The sequence below is a fragment of the Novosphingobium sp. UBA1939 genome (genome assembly GCF_002336885.1).
Lineage (GTDB): Bacteria > Pseudomonadota > Alphaproteobacteria > Sphingomonadales > Sphingomonadaceae > Novosphingobium.
In genome coordinates this window covers 51350-75002 of the sequence record NZ_DDFB01000010.1, presented here as the reverse complement: position 1 = coordinate 75002, position 23653 = coordinate 51350, and the positions used below count along the sequence as shown (strand labels likewise).

General features: G+C 66.9%; 25 protein-coding genes, 1 tRNA gene and 2 pseudogenes. 6 read left to right on the top strand and 22 right to left on the bottom strand.

The features are described from left to right. The 9 genes and pseudogenes from B3547_RS01730 to ffh all read right to left on the bottom strand — a co-directional run. Positions 1 to 287: pseudogene (locus tag B3547_RS01730) on the bottom strand (aspartate-semialdehyde dehydrogenase); the annotation flags it as partial. Between the two features lie 99 nt (positions 288 to 386). Beyond that, positions 387 to 2589 (bottom strand): annotated as a pseudogene (locus B3547_RS01725) (DPP IV N-terminal domain-containing protein). A 140-nt stretch (positions 2590 to 2729) separates the two neighbouring features. Then, complete coding sequence (gene rplS / locus B3547_RS01720; RefSeq protein ID WP_124808710.1) at positions 2730 to 3110, bottom strand: 50S ribosomal protein L19; 381 nt, start codon at positions 3108 to 3110, stop codon at positions 2730 to 2732. A gap of 3 nt (positions 3111 to 3113) precedes the next feature. Next, entirely contained in the window at positions 3114 to 3854 is a 741-nt protein-coding gene (trmD, locus tag B3547_RS01715; RefSeq protein ID WP_292959728.1) for a tRNA (guanosine(37)-N1)-methyltransferase TrmD, read from the bottom strand. Positions 3855 to 3873: 19 nt separating this feature from the next. Continuing rightward, entirely contained in the window at positions 3874 to 5385 is a 1512-nt protein-coding gene (locus B3547_RS01710; protein ID WP_349676464.1) for a serine hydrolase domain-containing protein, read from the bottom strand. A gap of 109 nt (positions 5386 to 5494) precedes the next feature. Beyond that, entirely contained in the window at positions 5495 to 5815 is a 321-nt protein-coding gene (locus tag B3547_RS01705) for a hypothetical protein (protein ID WP_125955928.1), read from the bottom strand. A gap of 52 nt (positions 5816 to 5867) precedes the next feature. Beyond that, on the bottom strand, positions 5868 to 6356 hold the full coding sequence (gene rimM, locus B3547_RS01700) for a ribosome maturation factor RimM (protein ID WP_370385485.1): 489 nt from the start codon (positions 6354 to 6356) through the stop codon (positions 5868 to 5870). Between the two features lie 2 nt (positions 6357 to 6358). Continuing rightward, entirely contained in the window at positions 6359 to 6817 is a 459-nt protein-coding gene (gene rpsP, locus B3547_RS01695) for a 30S ribosomal protein S16 (protein ID WP_124808714.1), read from the bottom strand. Positions 6818 to 6862: 45 nt separating this feature from the next. After that, positions 6863 to 8347 (bottom strand): signal recognition particle protein, encoded by a 1485-nt coding sequence (gene ffh, locus B3547_RS01690; RefSeq protein WP_124808715.1) that lies wholly within the window; start codon positions 8345 to 8347, stop codon positions 6863 to 6865. Positions 8348 to 8606: 259 nt separating this feature from the next. On the opposite strand from ffh, the gene dapF reads away from it, so the two are divergent. From dapF to B3547_RS01660, 6 genes are all read left to right on the top strand, one after another. Further along, entirely contained in the window at positions 8607 to 9431 is an 825-nt protein-coding gene (gene dapF, locus B3547_RS01685; protein WP_292959727.1) for a diaminopimelate epimerase, read from the top strand. Beyond that, complete coding sequence (locus B3547_RS01680; protein ID WP_292959726.1) at positions 9428 to 10630, top strand: MiaB/RimO family radical SAM methylthiotransferase; 1203 nt, start codon at positions 9428 to 9430, stop codon at positions 10628 to 10630. The genes dapF and B3547_RS01680 overlap by 4 nt, the downstream gene beginning before the upstream one ends. Then, positions 10627 to 11565 carry a signal recognition particle-docking protein FtsY gene (gene ftsY, locus B3547_RS01675; protein ID WP_124808718.1) on the top strand — a complete coding sequence of 313 codons (939 nt, stop codon included), beginning with the start codon at positions 10627 to 10629 and terminating at the stop codon, positions 11563 to 11565. The genes B3547_RS01680 and ftsY overlap by 4 nt, the downstream gene beginning before the upstream one ends. A 129-nt stretch (positions 11566 to 11694) precedes the next feature. Beyond that, positions 11695 to 12348, top strand: coding sequence for an inner membrane-spanning protein YciB (locus B3547_RS01670; RefSeq protein WP_125955938.1), 654 nt, complete (start codon positions 11695 to 11697; stop codon positions 12346 to 12348). 159 nt (positions 12349 to 12507) lie between these two features. After that, positions 12508 to 13083, top strand: a complete 576-nt coding sequence (locus B3547_RS01665) for a urate hydroxylase PuuD (RefSeq protein WP_124808720.1) — start codon at positions 12508 to 12510, stop codon at positions 13081 to 13083. A 145-nt stretch (positions 13084 to 13228) separates the two neighbouring features. Continuing rightward, the gene (locus tag B3547_RS01660; protein WP_125955941.1) at positions 13229 to 13570 is read left to right on the top strand and encodes an entericidin EcnAB; all 342 of its coding nucleotides are present in this window, start codon (positions 13229 to 13231) and stop codon (positions 13568 to 13570) included. 50 nt (positions 13571 to 13620) lie between these two features. Here B3547_RS01660 and B3547_RS01655 read toward each other — a convergent pair whose 3' ends face one another. The 13 genes from B3547_RS01655 to B3547_RS01595 all read right to left on the bottom strand — a co-directional run bounded on the left by B3547_RS01655 (position 13621) and on the right by B3547_RS01595 (position 23570). Continuing rightward, complete coding sequence (locus tag B3547_RS01655) at positions 13621 to 15558, bottom strand: potassium transporter Kup (RefSeq protein ID WP_414690476.1); 1938 nt, start codon at positions 15556 to 15558, stop codon at positions 13621 to 13623. 160 nt (positions 15559 to 15718) lie between these two features. Continuing rightward, complete coding sequence (locus B3547_RS01650) at positions 15719 to 16426, bottom strand: tetratricopeptide repeat protein (RefSeq protein WP_292959725.1); 708 nt, start codon at positions 16424 to 16426, stop codon at positions 15719 to 15721. Continuing rightward, a complete protein-coding gene (locus tag B3547_RS01645) occupies positions 16423 to 16902 on the bottom strand; it encodes a cytochrome c-type biogenesis protein (RefSeq protein WP_194921028.1) in 480 nt (159 codons plus the stop codon). The genes B3547_RS01650 and B3547_RS01645 overlap by 4 nt, the downstream gene beginning before the upstream one ends. Then, positions 16902 to 17471, bottom strand: coding sequence for a DsbE family thiol:disulfide interchange protein (locus tag B3547_RS01640; RefSeq protein ID WP_124808725.1), 570 nt, complete (start codon positions 17469 to 17471; stop codon positions 16902 to 16904). Before B3547_RS01640 ends, B3547_RS01645 begins: the two co-directional genes overlap by 1 nt. Then, positions 17468 to 19417, bottom strand: coding sequence for a heme lyase CcmF/NrfE family subunit (locus B3547_RS01635; protein ID WP_124808726.1), 1950 nt, complete (start codon positions 19415 to 19417; stop codon positions 17468 to 17470). The genes B3547_RS01640 and B3547_RS01635 overlap by 4 nt, the downstream gene beginning before the upstream one ends. 13 nt (positions 19418 to 19430) lie before the next feature. Continuing rightward, positions 19431 to 19874, bottom strand: coding sequence for a cytochrome c maturation protein CcmE (gene ccmE / locus B3547_RS01630; protein ID WP_125956074.1), 444 nt, complete (start codon positions 19872 to 19874; stop codon positions 19431 to 19433). Positions 19875 to 19879: 5 nt separating this feature from the next. After that, positions 19880 to 20020, bottom strand: a complete 141-nt coding sequence (locus B3547_RS01625; RefSeq protein WP_168195962.1) for a hypothetical protein — start codon at positions 20018 to 20020, stop codon at positions 19880 to 19882. A 19-nt stretch (positions 20021 to 20039) separates the two neighbouring features. Then, positions 20040 to 20768, bottom strand: a complete 729-nt coding sequence (gene ccmC, locus B3547_RS01620) for a heme ABC transporter permease CcmC (RefSeq protein ID WP_124808748.1) — start codon at positions 20766 to 20768, stop codon at positions 20040 to 20042. A gap of 135 nt (positions 20769 to 20903) precedes the next feature. Beyond that, positions 20904 to 20980: transfer RNA gene (locus B3547_RS01615), tRNA-His, on the bottom strand. Positions 20981 to 21102: 122 nt separating this feature from the next. Then, entirely contained in the window at positions 21103 to 22098 is a 996-nt protein-coding gene (gene gspK / locus B3547_RS01610) for a type II secretion system minor pseudopilin GspK (RefSeq protein WP_292959724.1), read from the bottom strand. Continuing rightward, positions 22095 to 22715 carry a type II secretion system minor pseudopilin GspJ gene (gene gspJ, locus B3547_RS01605; RefSeq protein ID WP_292959723.1) on the bottom strand — a complete coding sequence of 207 codons (621 nt, stop codon included), beginning with the start codon at positions 22713 to 22715 and terminating at the stop codon, positions 22095 to 22097. The genes gspK and gspJ overlap by 4 nt, the downstream gene beginning before the upstream one ends. After that, positions 22712 to 23098, bottom strand: coding sequence for a type II secretion system minor pseudopilin GspI (gene gspI, locus B3547_RS01600; protein ID WP_292959722.1), 387 nt, complete (start codon positions 23096 to 23098; stop codon positions 22712 to 22714). The genes gspJ and gspI overlap by 4 nt, the downstream gene beginning before the upstream one ends. Continuing rightward, the gene (locus tag B3547_RS01595) at positions 23088 to 23570 is read right to left on the bottom strand and encodes a GspH/FimT family pseudopilin (RefSeq protein ID WP_292959721.1); all 483 of its coding nucleotides are present in this window, start codon (positions 23568 to 23570) and stop codon (positions 23088 to 23090) included. Before B3547_RS01595 ends, gspI begins: the two co-directional genes overlap by 11 nt. Positions 23571 to 23653 lie beyond the last annotated feature (83 nt).

Below are 23653 nucleotides of genomic sequence, written 5' to 3'. Positions count from 1 at the left end.
TTGTCGATCACCACGCAGCCCTGCGAAGCGGCCTTGGGCGCATAGATCTTGGTCGGGCCGGAACCGGCGGCGAACAGCGCGATGTCCCAGCCGGTGAAATCGAAATGCTCGATGTTCTGGACCTTGAGCTTCTTCCCGGTCTCGCCGAACTCGATCTCGGTGCCCTGCGAACGCGGCGAGGCAACAGCGGCGATCTCGTCGATCGGAAACGCGCGCTCGGCAAGGATGTTGAGCATCTCGCGGCCCACGTTCCCCGTCGCGCCGACAACTACAACCCGGTAACCCATGTCACTTCCCTTCCAGTGCCGCGCATCGCATGACGCGGGCCGTCCATAGCGGCTGGTTCCGACCAGCCAAGCGAATTGGCCTTCCGGCCACCCAAATTCCTATTTCCCGGCCACGAGCGGCGCCGGTCCGACGCCGTTGCGATCGAGGAAACGGAAAACCGTCTCGTAGAGATGCTGGCTCACCTTCGGCCCACTGATGCGGTGGGTATAACCGGGGTAGAGCATCATTTCGAAAGGCATCGCCTCCGCCTGCATCTTGGCAATGAACGCGGAGGAGTTCTCGAACACCACGTTGTCGTCCGCCATGCCGTGGATCAGCAGCAGCGGATCGCGGATGCGGCCGGTATCGGCCAGCGCGTTCGACGTGGCATAGACCTGCGGTTCGCGCTTCGGGTCGCCCAGGTAGCGTTCGGTATAGTGGGTGTCATAGAGTTCCCACTTGGTGACCGGAGCCACGGCGATGGCCGCCGCATAGGCGCCGGGGTCGGCCTGCAGCATCTTGATCGACATGTACCCGCCATAGGACCAGCCGAACGTGGCGATCCGCTTCGGGTCCACGAAATCCAGTGCCTTGAGGTAATTCGCCCCGGCAAGCTGGTCCTGCACCTCGACCGAGCCCATCGCGCGGTAGAGTGTGCTTTCGAACTTCACTCCGCGATTGGCCGATCCGCGGTTGTCGATCGCGAAATAGATATAGCCCTTGTCGACGATCGCCTGCGCCAGCGCGCCCTGCCAGCCCTTGTGCACCACCTGCGCGTGCGGGCCGCCATAGTGGAAGGTGAAGACCGGATACTTGCGCCCAGGCTCCAACGGCGGCGTGATCATCATCCAGTGCAGCGGCGTACCATCGGCGGCCGGGATCGTGCCAAAGGTCGCCGGGCGATGGCTGGCGAGATAGGGCGCGTAAGGGTGCGATCCCTCCACGCGATTCTCCTCGATCCACGCGATGCGCTTGCCGGCGGCGTCAGCAAGGTAGGACTGCGGCGGCTGCGCGTCGGCATTGCGCGTGACCATCAGCGTCTGGCCGCGCTTGTCCATCGTCGCGGCGTTGTCGAAACCGGGATCGGTCAGGCGCACGATCTTCGACGGCGCCGCGAGATCGAGCGCATAGACCTGCTGCGCCAGCACACCGTCCTTCGTACCGGTGAAGAACACGCGACCGGCCTTCTGGTCCACGCCGACAAGGCCGGTCACCACCCAGTCGCCCTGCGTGAGCTGCTGCCACTGGCTGTCCGGATAATGGTCGGGCCGGAAGCGGTAGAGATGGCCGAAGCCATCGCGTTCGGACCACCAGATGAGGCTGCCATCCGCCAGAAAGCGATAGCTGTCCGACAGGTTGATCCAGCTGCGTTCGGCGGCCTGTTCGCTGAACAGCACCCGAGCCTTGCCCGTGGCGGGATCGACCGCCAGCATGTCGAGCCGGGTCTGCGCGCGGTTTTCGCGCTGGACGTAGAGCGTCTTGCCATCGGGTGCCCAGTCCACGCGGGCCAGGTAGATGTCCTTTTCAGCGCCCGGATCGCCCGCACCAAGGTCCACCGCGACGCGGCCGCTGCCGTCCGGCGCCATGATCCACAGCGAAACCTCGGCGTTGGGCGTGCCGGCGGCCGGATAGCGCTGGTCGAAGGTCTTTGTGCCCTCCGCGCCGATTGCCGCGCGGGTGACCACGCCCACCTTGGCCTCGTCGAACCGCTCGACCGCCAGGCGGCTTTCGTCGGGCGACCACCAGAAGCCCGCAAANNCCGACCCACAGCCGGCGATCGCGCACATAGGCGATGCGATCGCCCTTCGGCCCCAGCTTGGGGTTGAGTTCGCCGCCTTGCGTTCCGGGAATGCGCTGGACGCTGCCGTCCAGCCCGGCAAGGAACAGATCGCCATCGAGCGGCACCAGCACGGCCTTGCCATCGGGCGCCCATTCGTAGCTGACGATGCCCTTCAGATCGCCGATACGCTGGCGTTCGCGCTGCATCTTCTCGGCCTCGGACAGTTCCTTGCCTGACGACAGCTTGAGCGAATCCACCAGCATCCGCCACTTGCCCGTCTTCCGCTCGAAGCCCCACAAGTCATAGCGCTCGCGATCGTCGGCACGGTTGCGCAGCAGCGTGAGGTACGCGCCATCGGGCGAGAGCTTGACCCCGCGCGGTGCCGGCCCGTTGAGCGAGGGACTGGCGAAGACGCGCTCCAGCGTGAGCGCGGGCGCGGCCTGCGCGGTGGAGGTCACCGGCGGTTCTCCGGCGTGAGCCGAAGCGAGGGGCAGAAGGGCGCAGAGCGCCGATGCGGCAAGGAGGTGTCGGAAGCGAAGCATGGCAAGGTCACGAACCTCTCTGGGAAAGGGCAGCGGATGGGGAGAACCGGCGAAAACGGCGCGCAGACAGCAAAAAGGCGCCCTGGCGGTGGTGCCAGGACGCCTTTCTACACAATTTCCGTGTCTTGGGCGTTGGGCTTTCAGCCCTCCTGGCCGGTCTTGACGACCTTGCGCTCGGCAATACGCGCCGATTTGCCGGTGCGGCCACGAAGATAGTAGAGCTTCGCACGACGCACGACACCACGGCGCACCACGGTAATCGAATCAATGTTGGGCGAGTAGAGCGGGAACACGCGCTCCACGCCTTCGCCGAACGAAATCTTGCGCACGGTGAAGTTCGAGCCGAGGCCACGGTTCGAGCGCGCGATGCACACGCCTTCGTAAGCCTGGACGCGGGTGCGGTCGCCTTCAACGACGCGCACGCCCACGCGCACGGTATCGCCCGCGCGGAAATCCGGAATATCCTTCTTCGCCTTGAAATCGGCGATGGCTTCAGCTTCAAGCTGCTGAATCAGGTTCATTTTTCAATCGTCCTGCACTTCACGCTGCGCGCCAGAGGCAGACTGGACCCGAGCACCGACGTGGCGCTCCCAAAGGTCCGGCCTGCGTGACCGGGTATCGTCTTCCGAACGGCGTTTCCGCCATTCCGCGATTTTCGCATGATCCCCCGATCGCAGCACTTCAGGGATCGTGCGCCCTTCCCATTCGACGGGTCGGGTATAGTGCGGGTATTCGAGGAGACCGTTCTCGAACGACTCCTCCTGCCCGCTTGAAGGCGCGCCCATTACGCCGGGAAGCAGCCGAATGCAAGCGTCGAGCAGCATAAGGGCGGCGCATTCGCCGCCGGACAGCACGATATCGCCCACCGAGACTTCCTCGACCTGCCGGCCCGCGAAGATGCGCTCGTCGAAACCCTCGAACCGGCCGCACAGCACGATCACGCCGGGACCGGCCGCCAGTTCTCGCACGCGCTCCTGCGTCAACGGCTTGCCGCGCGGTGTCATGGCAACGACCGGGCATCCGGGATGCGCCGCCAGCGCATGATCGACCGCCGCCGCCAGCACGTCCACCCGCAGCACCATGCCGGCGCCGCCACCAGCGGGCGTATCATCGACGGTCCGGTGCTTGTCGATCGCGAAATCGCGGATCTGCACGACATCGAGCGCCCACGTCCCCTCGCGCAACGCCCGCCCCGCCAGACTGACGCCGAGCGGGCCGGGAAACATTTCAGGATAGAGCGTGAGGACAGTGGCGGCGAAGGTCATTCGGGCTTCTTGGCAGAGATCAGGGAACGGCACCCTCGAACGTGAACCGCAACGCCTGGATCGTTATCGGGCGCGTCGGCGCGAGGACGATCTGTCCGTTGACGCTCCCCTTGCCGCAAGTCCAGCGGAAAGTGCCGGTCATGCGGCCGGTCGGCGTAACCGGCGCGGCGGTGTCGCACGTGCCGGCCTGCGCTTTCAGTTCACCCAGCACTTTCGTCCAGTTTTCCGCGGTGCGGTCCATCGGGAAGTTCATCGCCACGCGCCCGTTCAGCGGCGCCACCGTGCCCGCCTGCCACACGGCTTGCGCCGCAGCGTAGAAGCTGGCGAGATCGGAAGAGACAGGCATTTCCGGGCGGTGGAGCAGGCCAGCCTTGTGCATCAGCATCGCCGCATCCCATGCCGGGCCGGTCGGGCCGGCGTAGGTGCGGTTGGTCAGCACGAAAATGCCGGTGCCGTATTCGGGCATCAGCATGACATGCGAGCCATAGCCCGGATAGCCGCCGCCATGGCTCATGGTGAGGCCCAGGTCGCAATCCTGCATCACGCGCCAGCCCATGCCATAGGCGAGCGCCAGCGGGCAGGCGGTGGCGCCGGTGTGGCCGGGCCGGGTCGCGACCGAGACGAAGTTCAGCCCCTGCGCCAGTTCGCGGATCGTCGCGCGGCGCACCGGCCCCGTCTCCGGCCCGTCGCGCGCCGGCCAGCCGGACAGTAGGAAGGCAATCCACTTCGCATAGTCGTTGGCGCTGACCTGCAACCCGCCCATGGAATTGAACGCGCCGTCCTGCATGGTCGGCTCCTCGCTCCACGCGCCGTTTTCCCAGCGGTAGCCGATGGCGCGCCGCTCGATCGGCGAGGTTGGCGTATCATAGCCGCTCGACGCCATGCCCAGCGGGACGAGGAAGGTCTTCTCCACATAGCGGCGATAGGGCTGGTGCGTGACGTTGGCGACGATCCGGCCGAGAATGGCATAGCCAAGGTTCGAGTATTCGTGCCGCGCCTGCGGTTCGCGCGTGAAGGACACGCCCGATTTGAGCAAAGCGGTGAAATCCTCCTGGCTCAGCACCTGTTGCCGATCGCCCCAAGGATCATCGGTGACGAAGCCGGCGACGTGCTGCAACAGATCGCGCACGCGGATTTTCGGGGAATCGCTGGTGGGATAGGTCCAGCCGCGCATCTCGGGCACGTATTTCTCCGCCGGATCGTCCAGCGAGAGCAGGCCCTTGTCACGCAGCGAGAGGATCGACAGCGCCGTGAAGGCCTTGGTCATCGAGGCGATGCGGAACAGGCTGTCGGGCGTGACCGGGCGGCGCGCGGCGAGATCCTGCACGCCTTCCCCCTTCACCAGTGCGAGATGGCCGCCCTGCACCACGCCATAGACGAGACCGGGCACATGGCTTTCCACCATGAACGTGGTGAAGCCCGCTTCGATCTGCGGCGCGATGCTATCGAGCGTGGCGCTCTGGGGACTCGTGCTCTGGGCGTGAAGCGGTGACGCCGCGAGCACGACCGCCATCGCCGGAATCATCGTCATCGCCCGCATCGGAACCTCCCGCCCTGCCAATATTGCGCGCGGAACGTGCCTGATACGGGTTCGAATGCCCAGCGGGCGCATCAACCCTTTTGCGGATTGCGCGCGGGTGTTACCGGAAAGCCCGCGCCGGACCGAGCACGGCCACGCGATAGCGGTACTTGCGAACGGCCAGATGCGCGGTCGCGGCGGCAAGGCCATAGGCCGCCAACCCCAGCAGGACGAGCGCGAGCGCCACGTCATCCTCACCCGCCATGAGCAGTACGATCGCCGCCAGCCAGATCACACCGGCAACCGGCAGGGCGGCATGGAGCGCGAGGCGCAGGTCGCCCCATTCAGGCCGGCGCACAACGAGCTTCTGCGCCAGCACCCGGCCGGCGATACCGAAAGGGATCAGGAACAGGATCAGCGCGAAGTCCATGGCGTCGATCATATACGGATCGCCACGGCGACGTTACCGAAACAACGGCCGGACCGGGCCGAAATCAGGCCTCGGCATAGGCGGAAGCGATCAGCATCCGCGTTTCGTTCCATTCCGGCACAGCTTCGGCGCGCATCGGCACCATGAAGCGCTTTCCATCGGGCCGGCGGATTTCCAGCACATCGCCCGCGCCGTAGTTTTCGACCGCGATGCATTCGCCCAGCGATTCGCCATCGGTGGAAACGGCGGCAAGGCCGATCAGGTCGGCGTGATAGTACTCGCCCTCCGCCAGCGACGGCAGAGCCGAGCGCGGCACGGTGAGCGCGGTGCCGCGCAGCCGTTCGGCGGCGGTCCGGTCGGTCACTTCGGCGAAGCGGGCGATCGCCCCGCCCTTGCCGTCATCGCGCAGCTTTTCCAGCGTCAGGCTGGAAGCGTTGAAGGCGCGGTAGCGCTTGAGCGCCACCACGCCTTCTCCGAACAGCTTGAGACGGACTTCGCCCGTCACTCCGTGCGCACCGGTCACGGCGGCCAGCGTAACGGGCTTGTCCGACAAGATCAGGCCTCGGTCGACTCTTCGGCAGCAGCCTCGGCAGCGGGCGCTTCCTCAGCCGGAGCTTCCTCGACGGGAGCCGGAGCAGCAGCTTCAGCGGCGGCGGCTTCAGCGGCCTCTGCGGCTTCACGCGCCTTCTCGGCCTTTTCCTCGGCGCGATCCTTGGCCTTCTGGCCCGGTTCACCCTTCTTGAGGTTGCTGGTCGCGGCGCGTTCCTTGATCCCGGCCTTGTCGAGCAGGCGGGCTACGCGATCGGTCGGCTGCGCGCCGACGCCCAGCCAGTAGCGCACGCGGTCTTCGACCAGACGGACGCGGTTGGCATCGTCCTTGGCCAGCAGCGGGTTGTAGGTGCCGACCTGCTCGAGATAGGCGCCATCGCGCGGAGCGCGGCTGTTGGCGACGACGACCTTGTAATACGGGCGCTTCTTGGAACCGCCACGCGAAAGACGCAGAGAAACAGACATTACTTCAACCTTTCCTCGAAACTCTTCGAACGCAAATTTCCGAAATCACTTCTTCCGCAGCAGATCGCCGAGGTTGGCGGGCATGTTGCCCAGCCCCGGCAGACCGCCGGCACCACCCATGCCGCCACCCAGGCCACCGAGCCCGCCCGGCCCCGCCTGCTGGTCCAGCCCCGGCATGGCGGCGCCAAGGCCGCCCTTGCCGAACAGGGCGCCAAGCCCCTTGAGGCCGCCCATCTTCTTGATCTGCTTCATGGCCTTGGCCATTTCCATGTGCATCTTCAGGAGCTTGTTCACGTCCTGAACCTGTGTGCCCGAACCCTTGGCCACGCGGATCTTGCGCTTGGCGTTGAGCAGTTCGGGCCGCGTGCGCTCGGTCGGCGTCATCGAACCGATGATCGCGTCCATGCGCAGCAGCACCTTGTCGTCCATGCCCGATTGCGCCATCGCCTGCTTGGCCTTCTTCATGCCGGGCATCATGCCTGCCAGCGCGCCAAGCCCGCCCATGCGCTGCATCTGCTGGAGCTGGGTGCGCAGGTCGTTCATGTCGAACTGGCCCTTGGCCATGCGCGCGGCCAGCCGTTCGGCCTCGTCCGCCTGCACCGTCGCCGCCGCCTTTTCGACGATGGAGACGATATCGCCCATGCCCAGGATGCGGCCGGCAACGCGCTGCGGGTGGAACGGCTCGATCGCATCGAGCTTTTCGCCCGTGGCCGCGAACTTGATCGGCTTGCCAGTGACCGCGCGCATCGACAGCGCCGCGCCGCCGCGCGCATCGCCGTCCATGCGGGTCAGCACCACGCCGGTCAGATCGACTTCGCCGGCAAAGCTCTGCGCCACGTTGACCGCGTCCTGCCCGGTCAGCGAGTCAACGACGAGCAGCGTTTCCTTCGGCGCGGAGACGGCGGCGACGGCCTTCATCTCGTCCATCAGCGCGGCATCGACGTGGAGGCGGCCGGCGGTATCGAGCAGGAGGACGTCCACCGCCTGCAGCTTCGCCGCGTGGAGCGCGCGCGTGGCGATGTCCACGGGCTGCTGGCCAACGATGATCGGCAGCGTGGCGACGCCGACCTGTTCGCCCAGCACCTTGAGCTGTTCCTGCGCCGCCGGACGGTTCACGTCGAGCGAGGCCATCAGGACCTTCTTGCCCTGCTTTTCCTTGAGCAGCTTGCCGATCTTGGCCGTGCTGGTGGTCTTGCCCGAACCCTGCAGGCCGACCATCATGATGACAACCGGCGGCGCCGCGGCGAGATCGAGATCGGCGGTTTCCGATCCCAGCATCTCGACCAGCGCGTCGTTGACAATCTTGACGACCTGCTGGCCGGGCGTGACCGACTTCAGCACCGACTGGCCAACGGCCTCCTCGGTAACCTTGTCGACAAAACGGCGCACCACGGGCAGCGCAACGTCGGCTTCGAGCAGTGCGATGCGCACTTCGCGCATGGCCGCCCGGACATCGTCCTCCTTGAGCGCGCCGCGGCCACGCAGGCGATCGAACACGCCTCCAAGCCGGTCTGAAAGACTATCGAACACGCCGTATTCCCGTTGCCATGCCCCGCCATTCGCCACATCGCCAACGCAAAACCGCGTAACGCGAAAAACGCCGGTGGGCGAAACCTCGCCGACCAGCGTGTGGCATCCTGTTGGAGCCGTTATTGAGCCGTGCCAGCACCCTTCGGGGTGATGGAACACGACGCCCTTAGCGCTGCCGGGACGAAAAGGCAAGCCGAACCGCCATCGCGGATGCCCTATGGCATTGCGCTAAGCCCGCGCGCGCCCTAGATCGCCCGCCATGCGCATACCCTTCCGCAAGATGCACGGCCTTGGCAACGATTTCGTGGTGATCGACGCGCGCGAGACTCCCCTCGCCATGTCGGACCGCCGCGCCGCCGCGCTGGCCGACCGGCGCACCGGCGTGGGCTGCGACCAGTTGATCGTGCTAGAGCCCTCCGCCGTCGCCGACGTGCGGATGCGCATCTTCAATAACGACGGCGGCGAAGTGGAAGCCTGCGGCAACGCCAGCCGCGCGGTGGGCCTGCTGCTCGGCGGCGAACGGCGGATCGAGACGCTGGCCGGCGTGATCCGCTCGGAAGCCGGCGCCGATGGCGTGGCGGTCGACATGGGCACGCCCCGCTTCGACTGGAACCGCATCCCGCTCGCCTATGCCATGGACACCTTGACGATGCCGGTCGGCTGGGAAGACCTGACCGATCCCGTCGCGGTTAACGTCGGCAATCCCCACGTCATCTTCTTCGTGCCCGATGCCGATGCGGTGGACCTTGCCCGGCTTGGTCCGCTGATCGAGAACGACCCGCTGTTTCCCGAACGCGTCAACGTCAATGTCGCCAGCCTGATCGGCCCCGACCGCATCCGCCTGCGCGTGTGGGAACGCGGCGCCGGGCTGACCCGCGCCTGCGGCACCGGCGCCTGCGCCACGGCCGTCGCGGCGATCCGGCGGAAGCTGACAGGGCGGACGGTAGCGGTCGAGCTTCCCGGCGGCCCGCTGACGATCGCGTGGCCGGAGGGGGAACAGCCGGAAGGCGGCTCGATCCTGATGACCGGCCCGGCCGCCACGAGCTTCGAGGGCAGCTTCGAGGATACGGACTTCCCCGCATGACCGAAACGGTCGCGCCGGCCGACGTGGTGACGCTGGGTTGCCGGCTCAATCTCGCCGAAAGCGAAAGCATCCGGGCGATGCTCGCGGATGCCGGAACGCCGACGGTCGTGGTCAATTCCTGCGCGGTGACCGCTGAAGCCGTGCGTCAGTCGCGCCGGGCGGTGCGCCGTCTGCGCCGCAGCCACCCGCAGGCACGGCTGGTGGTTACCGGCTGCGCCGCCACGATCGAGCCGGACAGCTTCTCCGCCATGCCCGAAGTGGATGCGGTGGTGCCCAACGCGGCCAAGGCCGATCCGCGTGTCTGGCACCCGAACGGGGAAGAAGCGCCCTCCCGGCAGCGGCAGAGCGAAGTCCATACCCGCGCCTTCGTGCCGGTGCAGACCGGCTGCGATCACGCCTGCACCTTCTGCATTATCCCGCAAGGGCGGGGCCCCAGCCTGTCCACCCCCGTTGACGATGTTCTGCGCGCGATCGAACGGCACCTGCTGCTGGGCGTCCACGAGATCGTGCTGACCGGGGTGGACGTGACCGGCTGGGGCGCGGACCTGCCCGATGCGCCGCGCCTGGGCATGCTGGTGCGCGCTATCCTCGATGCCTTCCCCCGCCTGCCGCGCCTGCGCCTGTCCTCGCTCGACGGAGTGGAGATCGACGGCCTGCTGTTCGAGATCATCACCGGCGAAGCCCGCGTGATGCCGCACGTGCATCTCTCGCTGCAATCGGGCGACGACATGGTGCTCAAGCGGATGAAGCGCCGCCACAGCCGGGCGCAGGCGGTCGCGCTGACCGATGCCCTGCGCGCTGCCCGTCCGGACATCGCCATCGGTGCGGATCTGATCGCCGGCTTTCCCACCGAGACCGAAGCGATGCACGCCGGCAACCTGGCCATCGTGCGCGATTGCGGCGTCGTCCACGGCCATGTCTTTCCCTACTCCCCCCGCCCCGATACGCCCGCCGCGCGGATGCCGCAGGTCGCCCCGGCCACGGTCCGGGCGCGGGCAGCCGAAATCCGCGCCGCCGTCGCGGCCGAACGCGCGCGCTGGCTCGCATCGCTGGTCGGCCTTCCGCGCGAAGTGCTTGCCGAACGCGACGGCACCGGGCATTCGCCCGAGTTCGCGCCCTATCGCCTGCCCGAAGGAACGGCCGCGGGCACCATCGTCACCCTGACGCCGACAAGGATCATCGAAGGAATGCTGGCATGAGCCCCGAGCCGGAGAACGGAAGCTGGAGCGACAGGCTTCTCGGCGGGTTTCGCAAGACTTCGGAACGCCTCACCGAGAACCTGACCGGCATTGTCGGCAAGACCCGGCTGGACGACGCGCAGCTCGACGAGATCGAGGACGCGCTGATCCTGTCCGACCTTGGCCCGCGCGCCGCCGCGCGCATCCGCGAACGGCTGGCGGACGAAAAGTTCGAACGCGGGATCGACGAAACCGCGCTGCGCGAAGCCGTGGCCGAGGAAATCGCCGCCATCCTGCGCCCGGTAGCCAAGCCGCTGGAGATCACCGCCTTCCCGCGCCCACACGTCGTCCTCGTGATCGGCGTCAACGGATCGGGCAAGACCACCACGATCGCCAAGCTGGCGCATCTGTTCCAGGAACAGGACTATGGCGTGATGCTGGCGGCGGGCGACACGTTCCGCGCCGCCGCGATCGGCCAGCTCAAGGTATGGGCGGACCGGCTGGGCGTGCCCGTGGTCACCGGCCCCGAGGGCGGCGACCCCGCCTCGATCGTGTTCGACGCGGTCAAGGCGGCGACCGATACGGGCATCGACGCGCTGATCGTCGACACCGCCGGACGGCTCCACAACAAGCGCGAACTGATGGACGAATTGGCCAAGGTCCGTCGCGTGCTCGGCCGCCTGAACCCCGCCGCGCCGCACGACGTGGTGCTGGTGCTCGATGCCACCAACGGCCAGAACGCGCTCCAGCAGATCGAGATCTTCAAGGAAGTGGCGGGCGTGACCGGCCTGATCATGACCAAGCTGGACGGCACCGCGCGCGGCGGCGTGCTGGTGGCGGCGGCGGAACAGTATGGCCTGCCGATCCATGCCATCGGCGTGGGCGAGAAGATCGACGATCTGCGCCCGTTCGACCCCGATCTGGTCGCCCGCGTCATCGCGGGCGTGTTCCGGTGAACGCCTTACCTTTCCCCCTTCGTCATTGCGAGCGAAGCGAAGCAATCCAGAGTGCGGCACGAGAGGCCCTAGATTGCGTCGTCGCTACGCTCCTCGCAATGACGATCCAAAGCGTGATGCAGGTTTCCCATGTCTGACTCTCAACAGCCCGGCGCCAAGCCCAAGTCCTCGTGGATCAATCTGCTGGTCGATTACGGCCCGTTGCTGGTGTTCTTCCTCGCCTATCGGCATTTCAGCCCCAGGGAAGCCAACGCCGGGATCGGCACCGTTGTGGCCGTCACCAAGGGTACGGTCGCGTTCATGGTGGCGACGATCGTGGCGCTGATCGTGTCGAAGTGGCGGCTCGGCCGGATCTCGCCGATGCTGTGGCTGTCGACCGTGCTGATCCTGGGATTCGGCACGCTGACCGTGCTGCTGGGCGATCCGTTCTGGATTCAGATCAAGCCCACCGCGATCTACCTGCTGTTCGCGGGCGTGCTGTTCGCCGGCCTTGTCCGGGGCAAGCCGATGCTGCGCACGCTGCTGCAAAGCGCGTTCGACGGGCTGGACGATGCCGGCTGGATGAAGCTTTCGCGCAACTGGGCGTTCTTCTTCCTGTTCCTGGCCGCGCTGAACGAAGTGTTGCGACACACGCTCAGCTTCGACGGCTGGCTTCAGGCCAAGCTGTGGGGCGTGACCGCGCTGTCGTTCCTGTTCACCTTCGCGCAAATCCCCATGCTGCTGAAACACGGGCTGGGCGCGGAAGCGGCGGACGAGGTGGAACAGAACCCGCCACACGATTGAGCGCTTCAGTCCGTCAAGCCGCTTTGCCGCAAATGGCCGACGCCCTGCCGCACGACAAAAACGTGTGACAAATTGCGCACACCCCCTAGAATGTTGTCAGCCCACCTCCGGCGATAACCGGGTAAACGGATCAAAGGGCGCAAACTGGGGGAAAGTTTCATGGCCAAGCTGTTTGGTAACCTGCATCTGGTGCTTGCGATCGGCCTTGTCGCGGCCATCGCCGTGATGCTGGGGTTCGGCGCGGAAGTGCCGGTCGATGTCAATTCCGTGTTCCGCTGGCTGCACGTGTTCTTCGGCATTCTGTGGATCGGCCTGCTCTATTACCTGAACTTCGTGCAGGTGCCGACGATGCCGTCGATTCCGGCCGAACAGAAGGGCGCGATCACGGGCCACATCGCGCCGAAAGTGTTCTTCTTCTTCCGCTGGGCCGCGCTGCTGACGGTCGTTACCGGCCTGGTGATCGCCTACGTTACCGGCTACGTCCACCGCGCGCTGATCTTCCAGGGGCTCAACCTGCATGAAAACCTGATCGGCCTGGGCATGGACCTCGCGCTGATCATGGCGTTCAACGTGTGGTTCATCATCTGGCCCGCGCAAAAGAAGATCCTCGGCATCGTCGAAGCCAGCGCGGAGGAAAAGGCTGCCGCCGCGCCGCGCGCCCTGATCGCCAGCCGCACAAACCTGCTGCTGTCGCTGCCGATGCTCTACTGCATGGTCAGCGCCAACCTCGGGTAACTCCGACGCTGACCGGAGCCATCCAGGCTTGCACGGGCGCGGCTTTCTCCGGAAAGTCGCGCCCGTTTCCGTTGGACGATACGTTCGTCAGGAACCCGAAGCGCCATCGCGCTTTGATGTGACGCGACAGAGAGGAGCTTTTTTGATGCGCAAACCCATCTTCACCACCCTGGCCGCAGCGGCAGCCGCCATCGCGCTTTCTGCCTGCTCGGAAAAGACGCAGGACAACGCGCAGGAAGCCGCGACGTCAGCCGGGAACGATATCGCTGCTGCCGCCTCGGACATGAGTGCAACCGCCAGCGAGGGCGCGGAATCGGTCCGCAACGCGGCAGACGAAGCGATCAACAAGGCCGACGCCGCCGCCGACAAGGCCGGTGTTGAGGCGGACAAGGCTGGCGTGAAAGCCGCCGATGCGCTGAACAAGGCCGGCGACAAGGCCAAGGAAGAGGCCGCGAAGCTCAAGGCCAAGGCCGAAAACAGCAATTGATCCGTTTATCCTGACAAGCGTCTCCCGTCCGCGCGACGGGCGGGAGACCGTCAGATCTTGAGCTGGCTGCCCAGCTCCACCACGCGGTTTGTCGGCAGCCGGAAGAACTCCATCGCACTCGCCGCGTTGCGCAACATCCACGCGAACAGCTTTTCGCGCCAGATCGCCATGCCCGGCTTGTCAGACGCGATCAGCGTCTGGCGCGACAGGAAGAAGCTGGTCTTCATCATGTCGAACGGTTCGCCGCACATCGTCACGGTCTTGAGCGTGGCCGGCACGTCGGTTTCCTCCAGAAAGCCGAAGCGCAGGCTGACGCGGTAGAACCCGTTGCCGAAATCCTTGCAGGCCGATCGCTCCCCCTGATCCACGTAGGGCACGTCCTCGATCTGCACGGTCAGGATCACCACCCGCTCGTGCAGCACCTTGTTGTGCTTCATGTTGTGGAGCAGCGCCGAAGGCACGCCCGATGCGGTGGAGGCCATGAAGATCGCCGTGCCCGGCACCCGCGCCGCGCTGGCGTGCGCGGACTTGGTGAATACTTCCAGCGGGATCGATCCCTCCGCCATGTTCTGCCGCATCAGCGCGCGCCCGCGTGACCAGGTGGTCAGCAGCGTGAAGATGGTGACGCCCATCAGCAGCGGCACCCAGCCGCCGTCGGGGATCTTGGTCAGGTTCGCGCCGAGGTAGCCCGCGTCGATCACGAAGAACAGCGCCAGCAGGCCGACCGCGAACACCGGCTTCCAGTTCCACAGCTTGAACAGCACCACGGCCAGCAGCACGTTGTCGATCAGCATCGCGCCGGTCACGGCGATGCCATAGGCCGCCGTGAGGTTCGACGAACGCTGGAACACCAGCACCAGCAGGATCACCGCGACCATCAGCGCCCAGTTGATGACGGGGATATAGATCTGCCCCGCCGCCGTGCTGGTGTGCTTGATCGTCATGCGCGGGATGAAGCCGAGCTGGATCGCCTGCTGCGTAACCGAGAACGCGCCCGAGATTACCGCCTGCGAGGCGATCACCGCCGCCAGCGAGGCGATCACCAGCAGCGGCCACTGGAACCATTCGGGCGCGAGGAAATAGAACGGGCTTTCCAGCGCGGAAGGATCGCGCATCAGCAGCGAGGCCTGGCCCAGATAGTTCAGCACCAGCGCCGGCAGCACGAACGTCAGCCACGACACCCGGATCGGGTTGCGGCCGAAATGCCCCATATCGGCATAGAGCGCTTCCGCGCCCGTCACGGCGAGCACCGCCGCACCCATCGCCAGGAAGCCCCGGAACGGGTCCGCCGCGAACATCATCACCGCATGATGCGGGCTGAGCGCGGTGATCACGTGCGGGAAGGCCATGATGCTGATCACGCCCAGCACCGAGATCGTGGTGAAATAGGCGAGCATGATCGGGCCGAAGAAGGTCGCGACGCGTTCCGTGCCCCGGCTCTGGATGAAAAACAGGAAGATCAGGATGGCCACGACCATCGGCACCACCAGCCGGTGCATTTCGGGCTGATAGACCGCGACACCCTCGATCGCACCCATCACCGAAACGGCTGGGGTAATCATAGAATCGCCATAGAACAGCGCGGTGGCGAACACCCCCATCAGGATGATGCCCTTGCCCCAGCGGTTGCCGCTGGTGTGCTGATTGATCAGCGCCAGCAGCGCCAGGCTTCCGCCCTCGCCCTTGTTGTCCGCGCGCATGATCACGCTGACGTACTTCAACGTCACGATGATCATCATCGACCAGAACATCAGGCTGATGATGCCATAGACGTGCAGCTGGTCGAGCGGCAGCTTGTGGTGGCCGGCGAAGGTATCGCGCAGCGCGTAGAGCGGGCTGGTGCCGATATCCCCGAACACCACACCGATCGCGCCCACCGCCATCTTGAGCAGGCTGCCCTGATGGTGAGTCTGGTGGCCGGAATCGCGAAGAGTGGATAAAGGAACTGCGCTTTCGTCCGAACCGTTCGCAAGCACGGAATCACTCATGGCAACGGTGCCCCCGGGCCTTGGCCCAAACCGCCGGTCCGCCATCGGACACCGGAACGGCGCGGCGCTTTAGCACCGGGCCTTGGCCCCGGCAATGGCTGCCTTCGTCACACCGGATACCACGAAATCAAGCCCCGCATGGCATCGCAAATAGCTGATTTCAGGGCGCTTCAGAAGAGGCGTCCGACGGTTCGGCGGTTGCGGCGGGCGGCTCGTCCGATGGAGATGCCGGCGCCGGCGCCTGTCCCGACGCCGCCAGCATCGAATCGAGTCTCGCCAACCGGGCCTGAAGGTCTTCCCGATAGGGGGCATCGGCAGGCGCACGGCGAAGCAGTTCGGCCCAGATCGCCCGTGCTTCTACCAGCTTGCCGGACTGCGCCAGCGCCAGCCCCATGAAGAACGGCGGCCCCGGATGTTCGGGCGAAATCTTCGCCGCCTTCTGGAACGCGAACTGCGCGGCCGGCGTGATCAGCCCGTCGCTATGGCCGACCAGCGTGTTGCCGAGCGCCACCCACAGGTCCGCATCGTTGGGATCGGCCTTCACCGCCTTGCCCAGAATCGTCGCCGCCGCGCCGAACTGACCCTGCCGCGAAAGCCCGTCCGCCAGCACCATCCAGTTCTGGCCCTTGCCGAAGGCATCGCCCATCGCCTGCCGCTGCTTGATCAGCGCCTCGTCGGCCGCCTTCTGGTTCTCGACCGCGGCCTTGGGCGCGCCGGGAACGCCCGGATGTCCCTGCAAGGCATAGCCGGCGATGCCGAACAGCAGGGCCGCGCCGGTCAGTTCCCAGCCGGAGCGCGGCATCTTCAGCACGAATGCCAGCACCGCGAAGACCAGAATCGCGATCAGGAGGATCAGCACCCAGGTCATGCGTTATCCTCCAGCCCTTCGGCGTCCGGCTCGTCCACCCCGCCATCGCCATTCCCCCGGCGGAAGCGCTTGCGCAAAAGCAGCGCCGCCAGCACGAGAAACGCGGCCGGCGCGGCGAACAGCGGCCAGGTCATCGGTCGCAGTTGCGGGGTATAGCTCACATAGTCGCCATAGCGTTCGATCAGCCACTGGCGGATTTCCTCCGGGTCTTCCCCCGCCGCGATGCGCGTGCGCACCTGATGGCGCATGTCGCCCGCCATCGGCGCGTCCGAATCCGCGATCGACTGGCTCTGGCACTTGAGACAGCGCAGTGTCTCCATCAGCGCCTGCGCCCTCGCCTCCTGATCGGGGTTCGGAAGCTGCTTGTAGGCATAGGGCGCCGGCGGCAGCGAATCCTGCGCGGCGGCCGGAGAAGCCAGCAGAAGCGAGAAGACCGCGAAAACGGTGGCTCCACGCCTCGATGCGGCGCGCGCCATCACGATTCCGCCTCCTTCAGCTTGCGCAGGATCAGCGGCACGTCCTCGGCGCGGATGTCGCCGATATGCTGGTAGCGGATCACGCCCTTGCCATCGATCACGAACGTCTCGGGCACGCCCGACGATCCGATCGCGAGCTGGACCTTGCTCAGATCGTCCTTGCCGATCCGTCGGAACGGGTTGCCGTTCGCGGACAGGAACTGGGCCACGTCCTCGCGCCGGTCGCGGATCGCGACGCCGTCGATCTCCACGCCCTGCTGCGCCAGCGCCGCGAGCTGCGGCGATTCCACCGCGCAGGGCACGCACCAGCTGGCGAACACGTTGAGCAGGCGCGGCTTGCCATCCCGGAAGTTGGCGAGCGCCAGGCCGGGGCGGTCGTCCACCGCCGGGGGCAGGTCGAAGCCGGGCAACGGCTTGCCGATGAAGGCGCTCGCCACCTCGCGATCGGCCGGCCGCACCAGGCCGTAGATCACCAGCACGAAGAACCCGGCGAACAGCGCCAGCGGCAGCCACAGCGCCAGCCCCGGCTTCTTCGGCGTCGGATCACGCGGATCGTTCTGCTTGCTCATCGTCCCTGCCTCATGCGGCGATACGCGATCTTGCCTTCGGCCCGCAGCCGCTTCACGTCGGCAGCCACGCGGCCAAGCAGCGCCAATACCCCACCCAGCGCGATCAGCACGCCGCCGTACCAGATCATCGGCACGAACGGCTTCCACCAGAAGCGCATCTGCCAGCGGCCGTCCTCGCCCTCTTCGCCCAGCACCGAATAGAGCTGGCCGTTCCAGCGGGTCTTGAGCGCGCTTTCGGTGCGCGTCCCCGGAGGCGAGGCGAAGACGCGCGCCTGCGGTTCCAGCGTGATCGGCGCACCGCCGGCATAGCGCGCCGACAGCGTCGCCTGCAGCGCGGTCCAGTTCGGGCCGGCGACCGGATCGATGCTTTCGAGCTTCACCTGCCACGGCCCCACGTTCTGCGTATCGCCCACGGTCATCGCGGCAAGCTTCTCGGTGGAGAAAGCGCTATCGCTGGCCATGCCGAACAGGGCGACGGCAATGCCAAGGTGCGCGATCACCATGCCCCACACCGGCAGCGGCGTGCGGCGCAAGTTGCGCCCCTTCAGCGGCAACAGGCTGGCGAAGAAGAGCCCGCTGGCGATGGCAAGGCCCAGCGCCGGCAGCAAGTGGATACCCGGCGCGACCATCTCGGCGATCAGGAACACCGCCGCCATAATCAGCGCGGCGATCGCAAAGGGCATGGTGATCCGCCCCGCCTTGTCATTGCGCCAGCGCAGCAGCGGGCCGACCGCCAGCACCAGCAGCATCGGGATCGCGAAGATCGCGGACACGGGATTGAAATAGGGCGGGCCAACCGAAACCTTGGTGCCAAACGCCTCGGTCAGCAGCGGATAGAGCGTGCCGACCAGCACGATGCCGAGGATGCCGCACAGCATCACGTTGTTGAACACGAGGCTCGCCTCGCGGCTGACGAAGCTGAACCGCGCGCCTTCGGTCACCGTCGCCGCGCGTACGCCGAACAGGGTCAGCGCGCCGCCGATGTAGATCGCCAGCAGCGCGAGAATGAAGCTGCCGCGTTCCGGATCGACTGCAAAGGCATGAACCGAGGTGAGAATGCCCGATCGCACCAGGAAGGTGCCGACCATCGACATCGAGAACGCGATCACGCCCAGCATCACGGTCCAGGCCCGCAACGCGTTGCGCGAAGCGAGGACCGAACACGAATGGAGCAGCGCCGTCGCCGCCAGCCAGGGCATCAGCGAGGCGTTTTCCACCGGGTCCCAGAACCACCAGCCGCCCCAGCCCAGCGTGTAGTACGCCCAATAGGAGCCGGCGGTGATGCCGAGCGTCAGGAATATCCACGCGCCCAGCACCCATGGCCGCATCGCGCGGGCGAAGGCGGGGCCGACATCGCGCGTCACCAGCGCGCCGATGGCGAAGCTGAAGGCGATCGAAAGGCCAACGTAGCCGACGTAAAGCGTGGGCGGATGGAAGGCGAGGCCGATGTCCTGCAGCAGCGGGTTGAGGCCGTTGCCATCGGGCGCGGGTTCGGGCAGCCGCTCGAACGGGTTCGAGGACAGCAGCAGGAAGGCGTAGAACCCCAGGCTGACGAAGGCCTGCCCTGCCAGCGTCGCCACCAGCGTATCCTCGCGCAGCCGCTTCTCGATCAGCGCCACGAAGCCGCCGGCCAGGCCCATGATCGTCACCCACAGCAGCATCGAGCCTTCGTGGTTGCCCCAGGTGCCCGCCAGCTTGAAAATGAACGGCTTGGCCGAATGGCTGTTTTCCGCCACCAGCTTTACCGACAGGTCGGTTTCCAGAAACAGCGTGACGAGCGCCAGGAACGCGAAGGCGACCAGCACGCCCTGCATTACCGCCAGCGGACGGACCACGCCGGCCAGATGCTCCCCCTTGGGACGCAGGGCGATGATACCCGCCGCCAATTGCAGCACCGCCAGCGCGGCGGCCATCCACAGGACGGCAAGGCCCAGTTCGGCTATCATGGGAGTTCCGCCATCATTTCGTTTCGGCCACCACCTGTTTCGCCTGCGCGTCGGTCATGTTCTTCATCTCGCGCGGGACGTATTTCTCGTCATGCTTGGCTAGCAGGTTGTCGGCCACAAACGTGCCGCCTTCCATCCGCCCTTCGGCGACAACGCCCGATCCCTCGACGAACAGGTCCGGCGTGATCCCGGTGAAGCGCACCGGCACGCGCGCCTTGCCATCGCCCACGATGAAATCGATGGTCACGCCATCGGGCCGGGTCTTGATCGATCCCTTCTCCACCATGCCGCCCAGGCGCACGGCGCGGCCCTGTTCGGGCGGATGGGCGACCAGATCGCTCGGCACGTAGAAATAGGCGGCCTGGTTGCGCAGCGCATAGGCGGCGAGCAGCCCCGCGCCCACCAGCGCGACCAGCGCGATGGCCAGCAGGACCAGCCGCTGGTGCTTTGCCTTGATGCCGCTCACTTGCCCCTCGCCCTGTCACGCCGGCGTTCGGCGCGGACCATGGCCCACAGCGTCCAGCCCACCAGCAGCAACGTGCCGATCACCCCGATCGCCAGCGCCGCTGCCACATAGTCCCATTGATCCAGTCTCTCGTGCATCCTGCCCTCCCGCGCCGCGTCAGCCCAGCGCCTTGCGGCGCAGGCGCGCCTCGGTCTGGATGTCGGCCAGCAGCGTCCGCATCCGCGCCAGCACCACGCCGCCGAAGATGCACGAAAAGCCGATGGCCGCAATCAGCAGCGGCCACAGGAACGTGCCGTCGATCGCGGACTTGCCGATGGTGATCGACGGCGGCTGGTGCAGGCTGTTCCACCACACCACCGACCGGTTGATGATCGGGATGTTGATCGCGCCGACCAGACCGAAGATCGCGGTCACGCGGCTCGCGCCCTCACCCGCCTGCGCATCGCGCTGCGCGGCGCCTGCCAGGGCGATATAGCCGAAATAGAGGAACAGCAGGACGAGGAAGCTCGTCAGCCGGCCGTCCCACACCCACCACGTGCCCCAGGTGGGACGCGCCCAGATCGATCCCGTGGCCAGGCAGATCGCGGTGAACGCCGCGCCTGGCACCGCCGCCGCGCGCGCGCCGATGGCGGCGAGCGGATGGCGCCAGACCAGCTCGACCAGGCTCGCCACGGCGATCGTGCTCCAGCCCGCCATGCCCAGCCAGGCCGAGGGGACATGGATGAACAGGATGCGCACGGTATCGCCCATCAGCCGGTCGGGCGGTACCACCAGCAGACCCCAGGCCAGCGCGCCGAAGGCAAGCACCAGCCCCAGCCCCAGCAGCAAAGGCATCAACCAGCGCGCAAGGCGCAGAAAACGGGCGGGATTGGCAAAACCGTGCATGGACGCGGGAAACACATATCCTCGTCCGGCGGCGCGCGCCGCCGGTTCGCGCCACGCTCTGCCACCTGCGCCGTTCCGGGGCAAGCGCTTAGCGTCCCTCGAAAGGCCGAGATGCGCAGAGAATCTGAGGAAAGATGGGGCGATCGAAGGGGTTCGAACCCTCGACCTCCGGTACCACAAACCGGCGCTCTAACCAACTGAGCTACGATCGCCACAAGATCGGCGCCCCCATCGTAACACGATGCAGGGCGCGGGCGAGCCCCTTTGCAGAAAGGAGCGGCCTTGAAAAGCGAAAACTTGCGCGACCGCCACGCGCCCGCACGATTCCGACACCCTACCGGCTTTCGCGATCACCCCAGCTGCGGAACGCCACGCGCGCGGGCGTCACCCCGGTATCGATCAGCGCTTCCTCCTCCAGCCGCACCGAATCGATAGAGACTACCTGATCCAGCAGGAACCAGCGGCTGCGCACCTGCAACTGATCGAGCGGAAGCGCGCCGGTTGCCCCGGCCGTGCCTCCCAGCCGCGCGGTCGCTTCCGCCGCGCTGGCATAGCCGGCAGGCGGCCGACCCAGCACAAGCGCACGGGCGCGTTCGGGCGGAATCGTGGCGGGAGAAAGCATGGTCAGCAGGCGGATCTGGTCCAGCCGCAGCGTGTTGACGTTGACCGGTGAAAGCTCCGCAACCGGCAGCGCACAGAGCCAGGGCCGTAAACGCTGGTAGAGCACCGGTGTCATCCCCCGCACCGCGCGCAGTTCGCTGACATCGCCGATCAGCCGGTTGGGCGGGCGATAGGGCACCGGCCCGGCGCGATAGACATCGTCCTCCGCCCCGTTCGGCGCGGGCCGCTCGTCGCTGTCGATCCAGTCCGCCATGGCATCGCTCAGGCGGACCGCCTCGTTCGCCGGCACTGCCAGCCCCGCCATCAGCGCCCGCAACTGCGTGAGCGCCACGGGCCGCAGCGTGAACGTGCCGTCCACGCCCTGCTGGACCAGCGAATTGACGTTGAAGCAATTGCCCGCGTCGTCGATCCGCACGCGCGCCGCCCCGCGCGGCAGCGGCAACGGGAACTCTCGGCCCAGCAGTCCGATGCGGTCGACCGTGCGGCGATCGTCCGCATCGACCAGGGCCTTGAGCCGGGCCATTGCCACCGTTTCCGCGCTGGTGGCAGCAAGGCGCGCCTGCGTCATCGCCTGCCCGTTGCCGGCAAGCCGCGTCGCCAGGTTGAGCCGGTCGAGCATGACCGCCGCGATCACCGCCATGACCGCCACCAGCAGCAGCACCGACAGCAGTGCCGCGCCACGTTCGTGGGGAGGACGATCCCGCCTCACTGGTAGTTCACCCCGACCAGCGAGACGATGCGCAACGGCTCGCCCCCCGGCTGTGGTAGCAGCACTTCGATCGCCACCGGCAATTCGCCCATGCGCTGCGGCTCCCACCGGCCCTGCCATTGCCCGTCACGGCTGCGGAAGCGCAAGGCCGGCGGCCCCGCCAGCGGCAGGACGGCGGCGCCCGGCTCAGGCGCGGCGCCATCGGGGAACGGATAGCCGGCGCGCACCAGCGCCTTGCCGTCCCAGCGGTATTCCACCTTCTGCAGGCTGGGCCGCGCCGCGCCATCCGCGTTGGACCAGCCGCTGCGGGTGAAGCGCAGCACCATGCCGCCCGCTCCACCAGCTTCCAGCGCGGGATGAACCGCGCCGCTTTCGTCGCGCGCCAGACGCGGCGTGATCTGCGCCAGATCGGCGGTCCAGACCGACAGGAAGCGCCGGCTGGCGGCGATACGGTCGGTCCCGGCGCGGCTTGCCAGTTCAGCATCGACGCTGAAGCGCAGCAACGCCAGCGCGCCGCCGGCAATCATCGCGAAGATCAGCAACGCCACCAGCATTTCCACCAGCGTGAAGCCGTTTGCCGGATACGAAGGTTCGCGATGGCCGTGCAATGACGTCATGACACTGGCAACCGGGCAAAGTCGAGCGTGATCGCTTGGCTGGCGCGGCCCGGCGTTACCTCGCGCACGGTCAGCGTGATGGCCAGCACGCCGAAGTCCGCCTGCGGCGCGACGTGCCGCGTCCATGCGAACTGGCGGCCGGCATTGCGGATCGTGCCGCTGGCGTCGCCGATCGCGGGGGGAGCGGGATCGGTCAGGATTTCCGCCGCCATGTTCTGCGCCACGATCTCGCGCAACAGGCGCTGGTCCAGATCGGCGGTGCGCGCGATGCTGGCGCCCTCCATCCTGAGCAAGGCCAGCGCCGCCAGCGCGAACACCGCCAGCGCGATCATCAGTTCGAGCAGGGTGAAGCCCGCTTCCGCGCCGTTGCCGTCACGCCGCATCGAGCGTGACCTTTCCATCGCGCGCGATGCGCAGGATCAGATGCCGGTCCCCGCGTTCCAGCCGGACCGCGCCATCGCCGCTGGCAAGCCCCAGCGTATCGAACACGATGCGGCCCCGTCCGCCCGGCTGGGCGACCGTGGCCTGCGTGCCCTGCTTCCACGCCGCCAGATCGAAACCCTTGCCGGGAAGCGCCTGCCACGCGCCATCAACGCGGCGTTGGAAGTAATACCCGGCCGGCCCCACCACCAGCGCCACCGGCGCGCCACCAACGATCGCTTCGTCCCGCGCCGCGATGGTGCGCGCGGCGAAGCGTTCCGCCTCGTTGCGCAGGATGCGCTCGTCGCCGGGCATCGACAGGACCACCACCGACGCCAGCAGGCCGATCACGAACAGCACCACCAGCATCTCGACCAGCGAGAAGCCGTTGGCACGCCCGATGGACGGCGCGGAGCGGGACGACGACGGAGCCATACCGACGGGATAGCAGGCCGGGCGGCCACATCCTATGGCTGGCGGCACATCGCGCACAGGCGATGTTGGCGTTCGGTCTGGGA

Bases quoted from the DNA above. Each gene is read 5' to 3' on its own strand.
- rplS (WP_124808710.1), bottom strand. From the start codon at position 3,110: ATGAACCTGATTCAGCAGCTTGAAGCTGAAGCCATCGCCGATTTCAAG.
- trmD (WP_292959728.1), bottom strand. From the start codon at position 3,854: ATGACCTTCGCCGCCACTGTCCTCACGCTCTATCCTGAAATGTTTCCC.
- B3547_RS01710 (WP_349676464.1), bottom strand. From the start codon at position 5,385: ATGACGATGATTCCGGCGATGGCGGTCGTGCTCGCGGCGTCACCGCTT.
- B3547_RS01705 (WP_125955928.1), bottom strand. From the start codon at position 5,815: ATGATCGACGCCATGGACTTCGCGCTGATCCTGTTCCTGATCCCTTTC.
- rpsP (WP_124808714.1), bottom strand. From the start codon at position 6,817: ATGTCTGTTTCTCTGCGTCTTTCGCGTGGCGGTTCCAAGAAGCGCCCG.
- dapF (WP_292959727.1), top strand. From the start codon at position 8,607: ATGCGCATACCCTTCCGCAAGATGCACGGCCTTGGCAACGATTTCGTG.
- B3547_RS01680 (WP_292959726.1), top strand. From the start codon at position 9,428: ATGACCGAAACGGTCGCGCCGGCCGACGTGGTGACGCTGGGTTGCCGG.
- ftsY (WP_124808718.1), top strand. From the start codon at position 10,627: ATGAGCCCCGAGCCGGAGAACGGAAGCTGGAGCGACAGGCTTCTCGGC.
- B3547_RS01670 (WP_125955938.1), top strand. From the start codon at position 11,695: ATGTCTGACTCTCAACAGCCCGGCGCCAAGCCCAAGTCCTCGTGGATC.
- B3547_RS01665 (WP_124808720.1), top strand. From the start codon at position 12,508: ATGGCCAAGCTGTTTGGTAACCTGCATCTGGTGCTTGCGATCGGCCTT.
- B3547_RS01660 (WP_125955941.1), top strand. From the start codon at position 13,229: ATGCGCAAACCCATCTTCACCACCCTGGCCGCAGCGGCAGCCGCCATC.
- B3547_RS01655 (WP_414690476.1), bottom strand. From the start codon at position 15,558: ATGAGTGATTCCGTGCTTGCGAACGGTTCGGACGAAAGCGCAGTTCCT.
- B3547_RS01650 (WP_292959725.1), bottom strand. From the start codon at position 16,426: ATGACCTGGGTGCTGATCCTCCTGATCGCGATTCTGGTCTTCGCGGTG.
- B3547_RS01645 (WP_194921028.1), bottom strand. From the start codon at position 16,902: ATGGCGCGCGCCGCATCGAGGCGTGGAGCCACCGTTTTCGCGGTCTTC.
- B3547_RS01640 (WP_124808725.1), bottom strand. From the start codon at position 17,471: ATGAGCAAGCAGAACGATCCGCGTGATCCGACGCCGAAGAAGCCGGGG.
- B3547_RS01635 (WP_124808726.1), bottom strand. From the start codon at position 19,417: ATGATAGCCGAACTGGGCCTTGCCGTCCTGTGGATGGCCGCCGCGCTG.
- B3547_RS01625 (WP_168195962.1), bottom strand. From the start codon at position 20,020: ATGCACGAGAGACTGGATCAATGGGACTATGTGGCAGCGGCGCTGGCG.
- ccmC (WP_124808748.1), bottom strand. From the start codon at position 20,768: ATGCACGGTTTTGCCAATCCCGCCCGTTTTCTGCGCCTTGCGCGCTGG.
- gspJ (WP_292959723.1), bottom strand. From the start codon at position 22,715: ATGACGTCATTGCACGGCCATCGCGAACCTTCGTATCCGGCAAACGGC.
- gspI (WP_292959722.1), bottom strand. From the start codon at position 23,098: ATGCGGCGTGACGGCAACGGCGCGGAAGCGGGCTTCACCCTGCTCGAA.
- B3547_RS01595 (WP_292959721.1), bottom strand. From the start codon at position 23,570: ATGGCTCCGTCGTCGTCCCGCTCCGCGCCGTCCATCGGGCGTGCCAAC.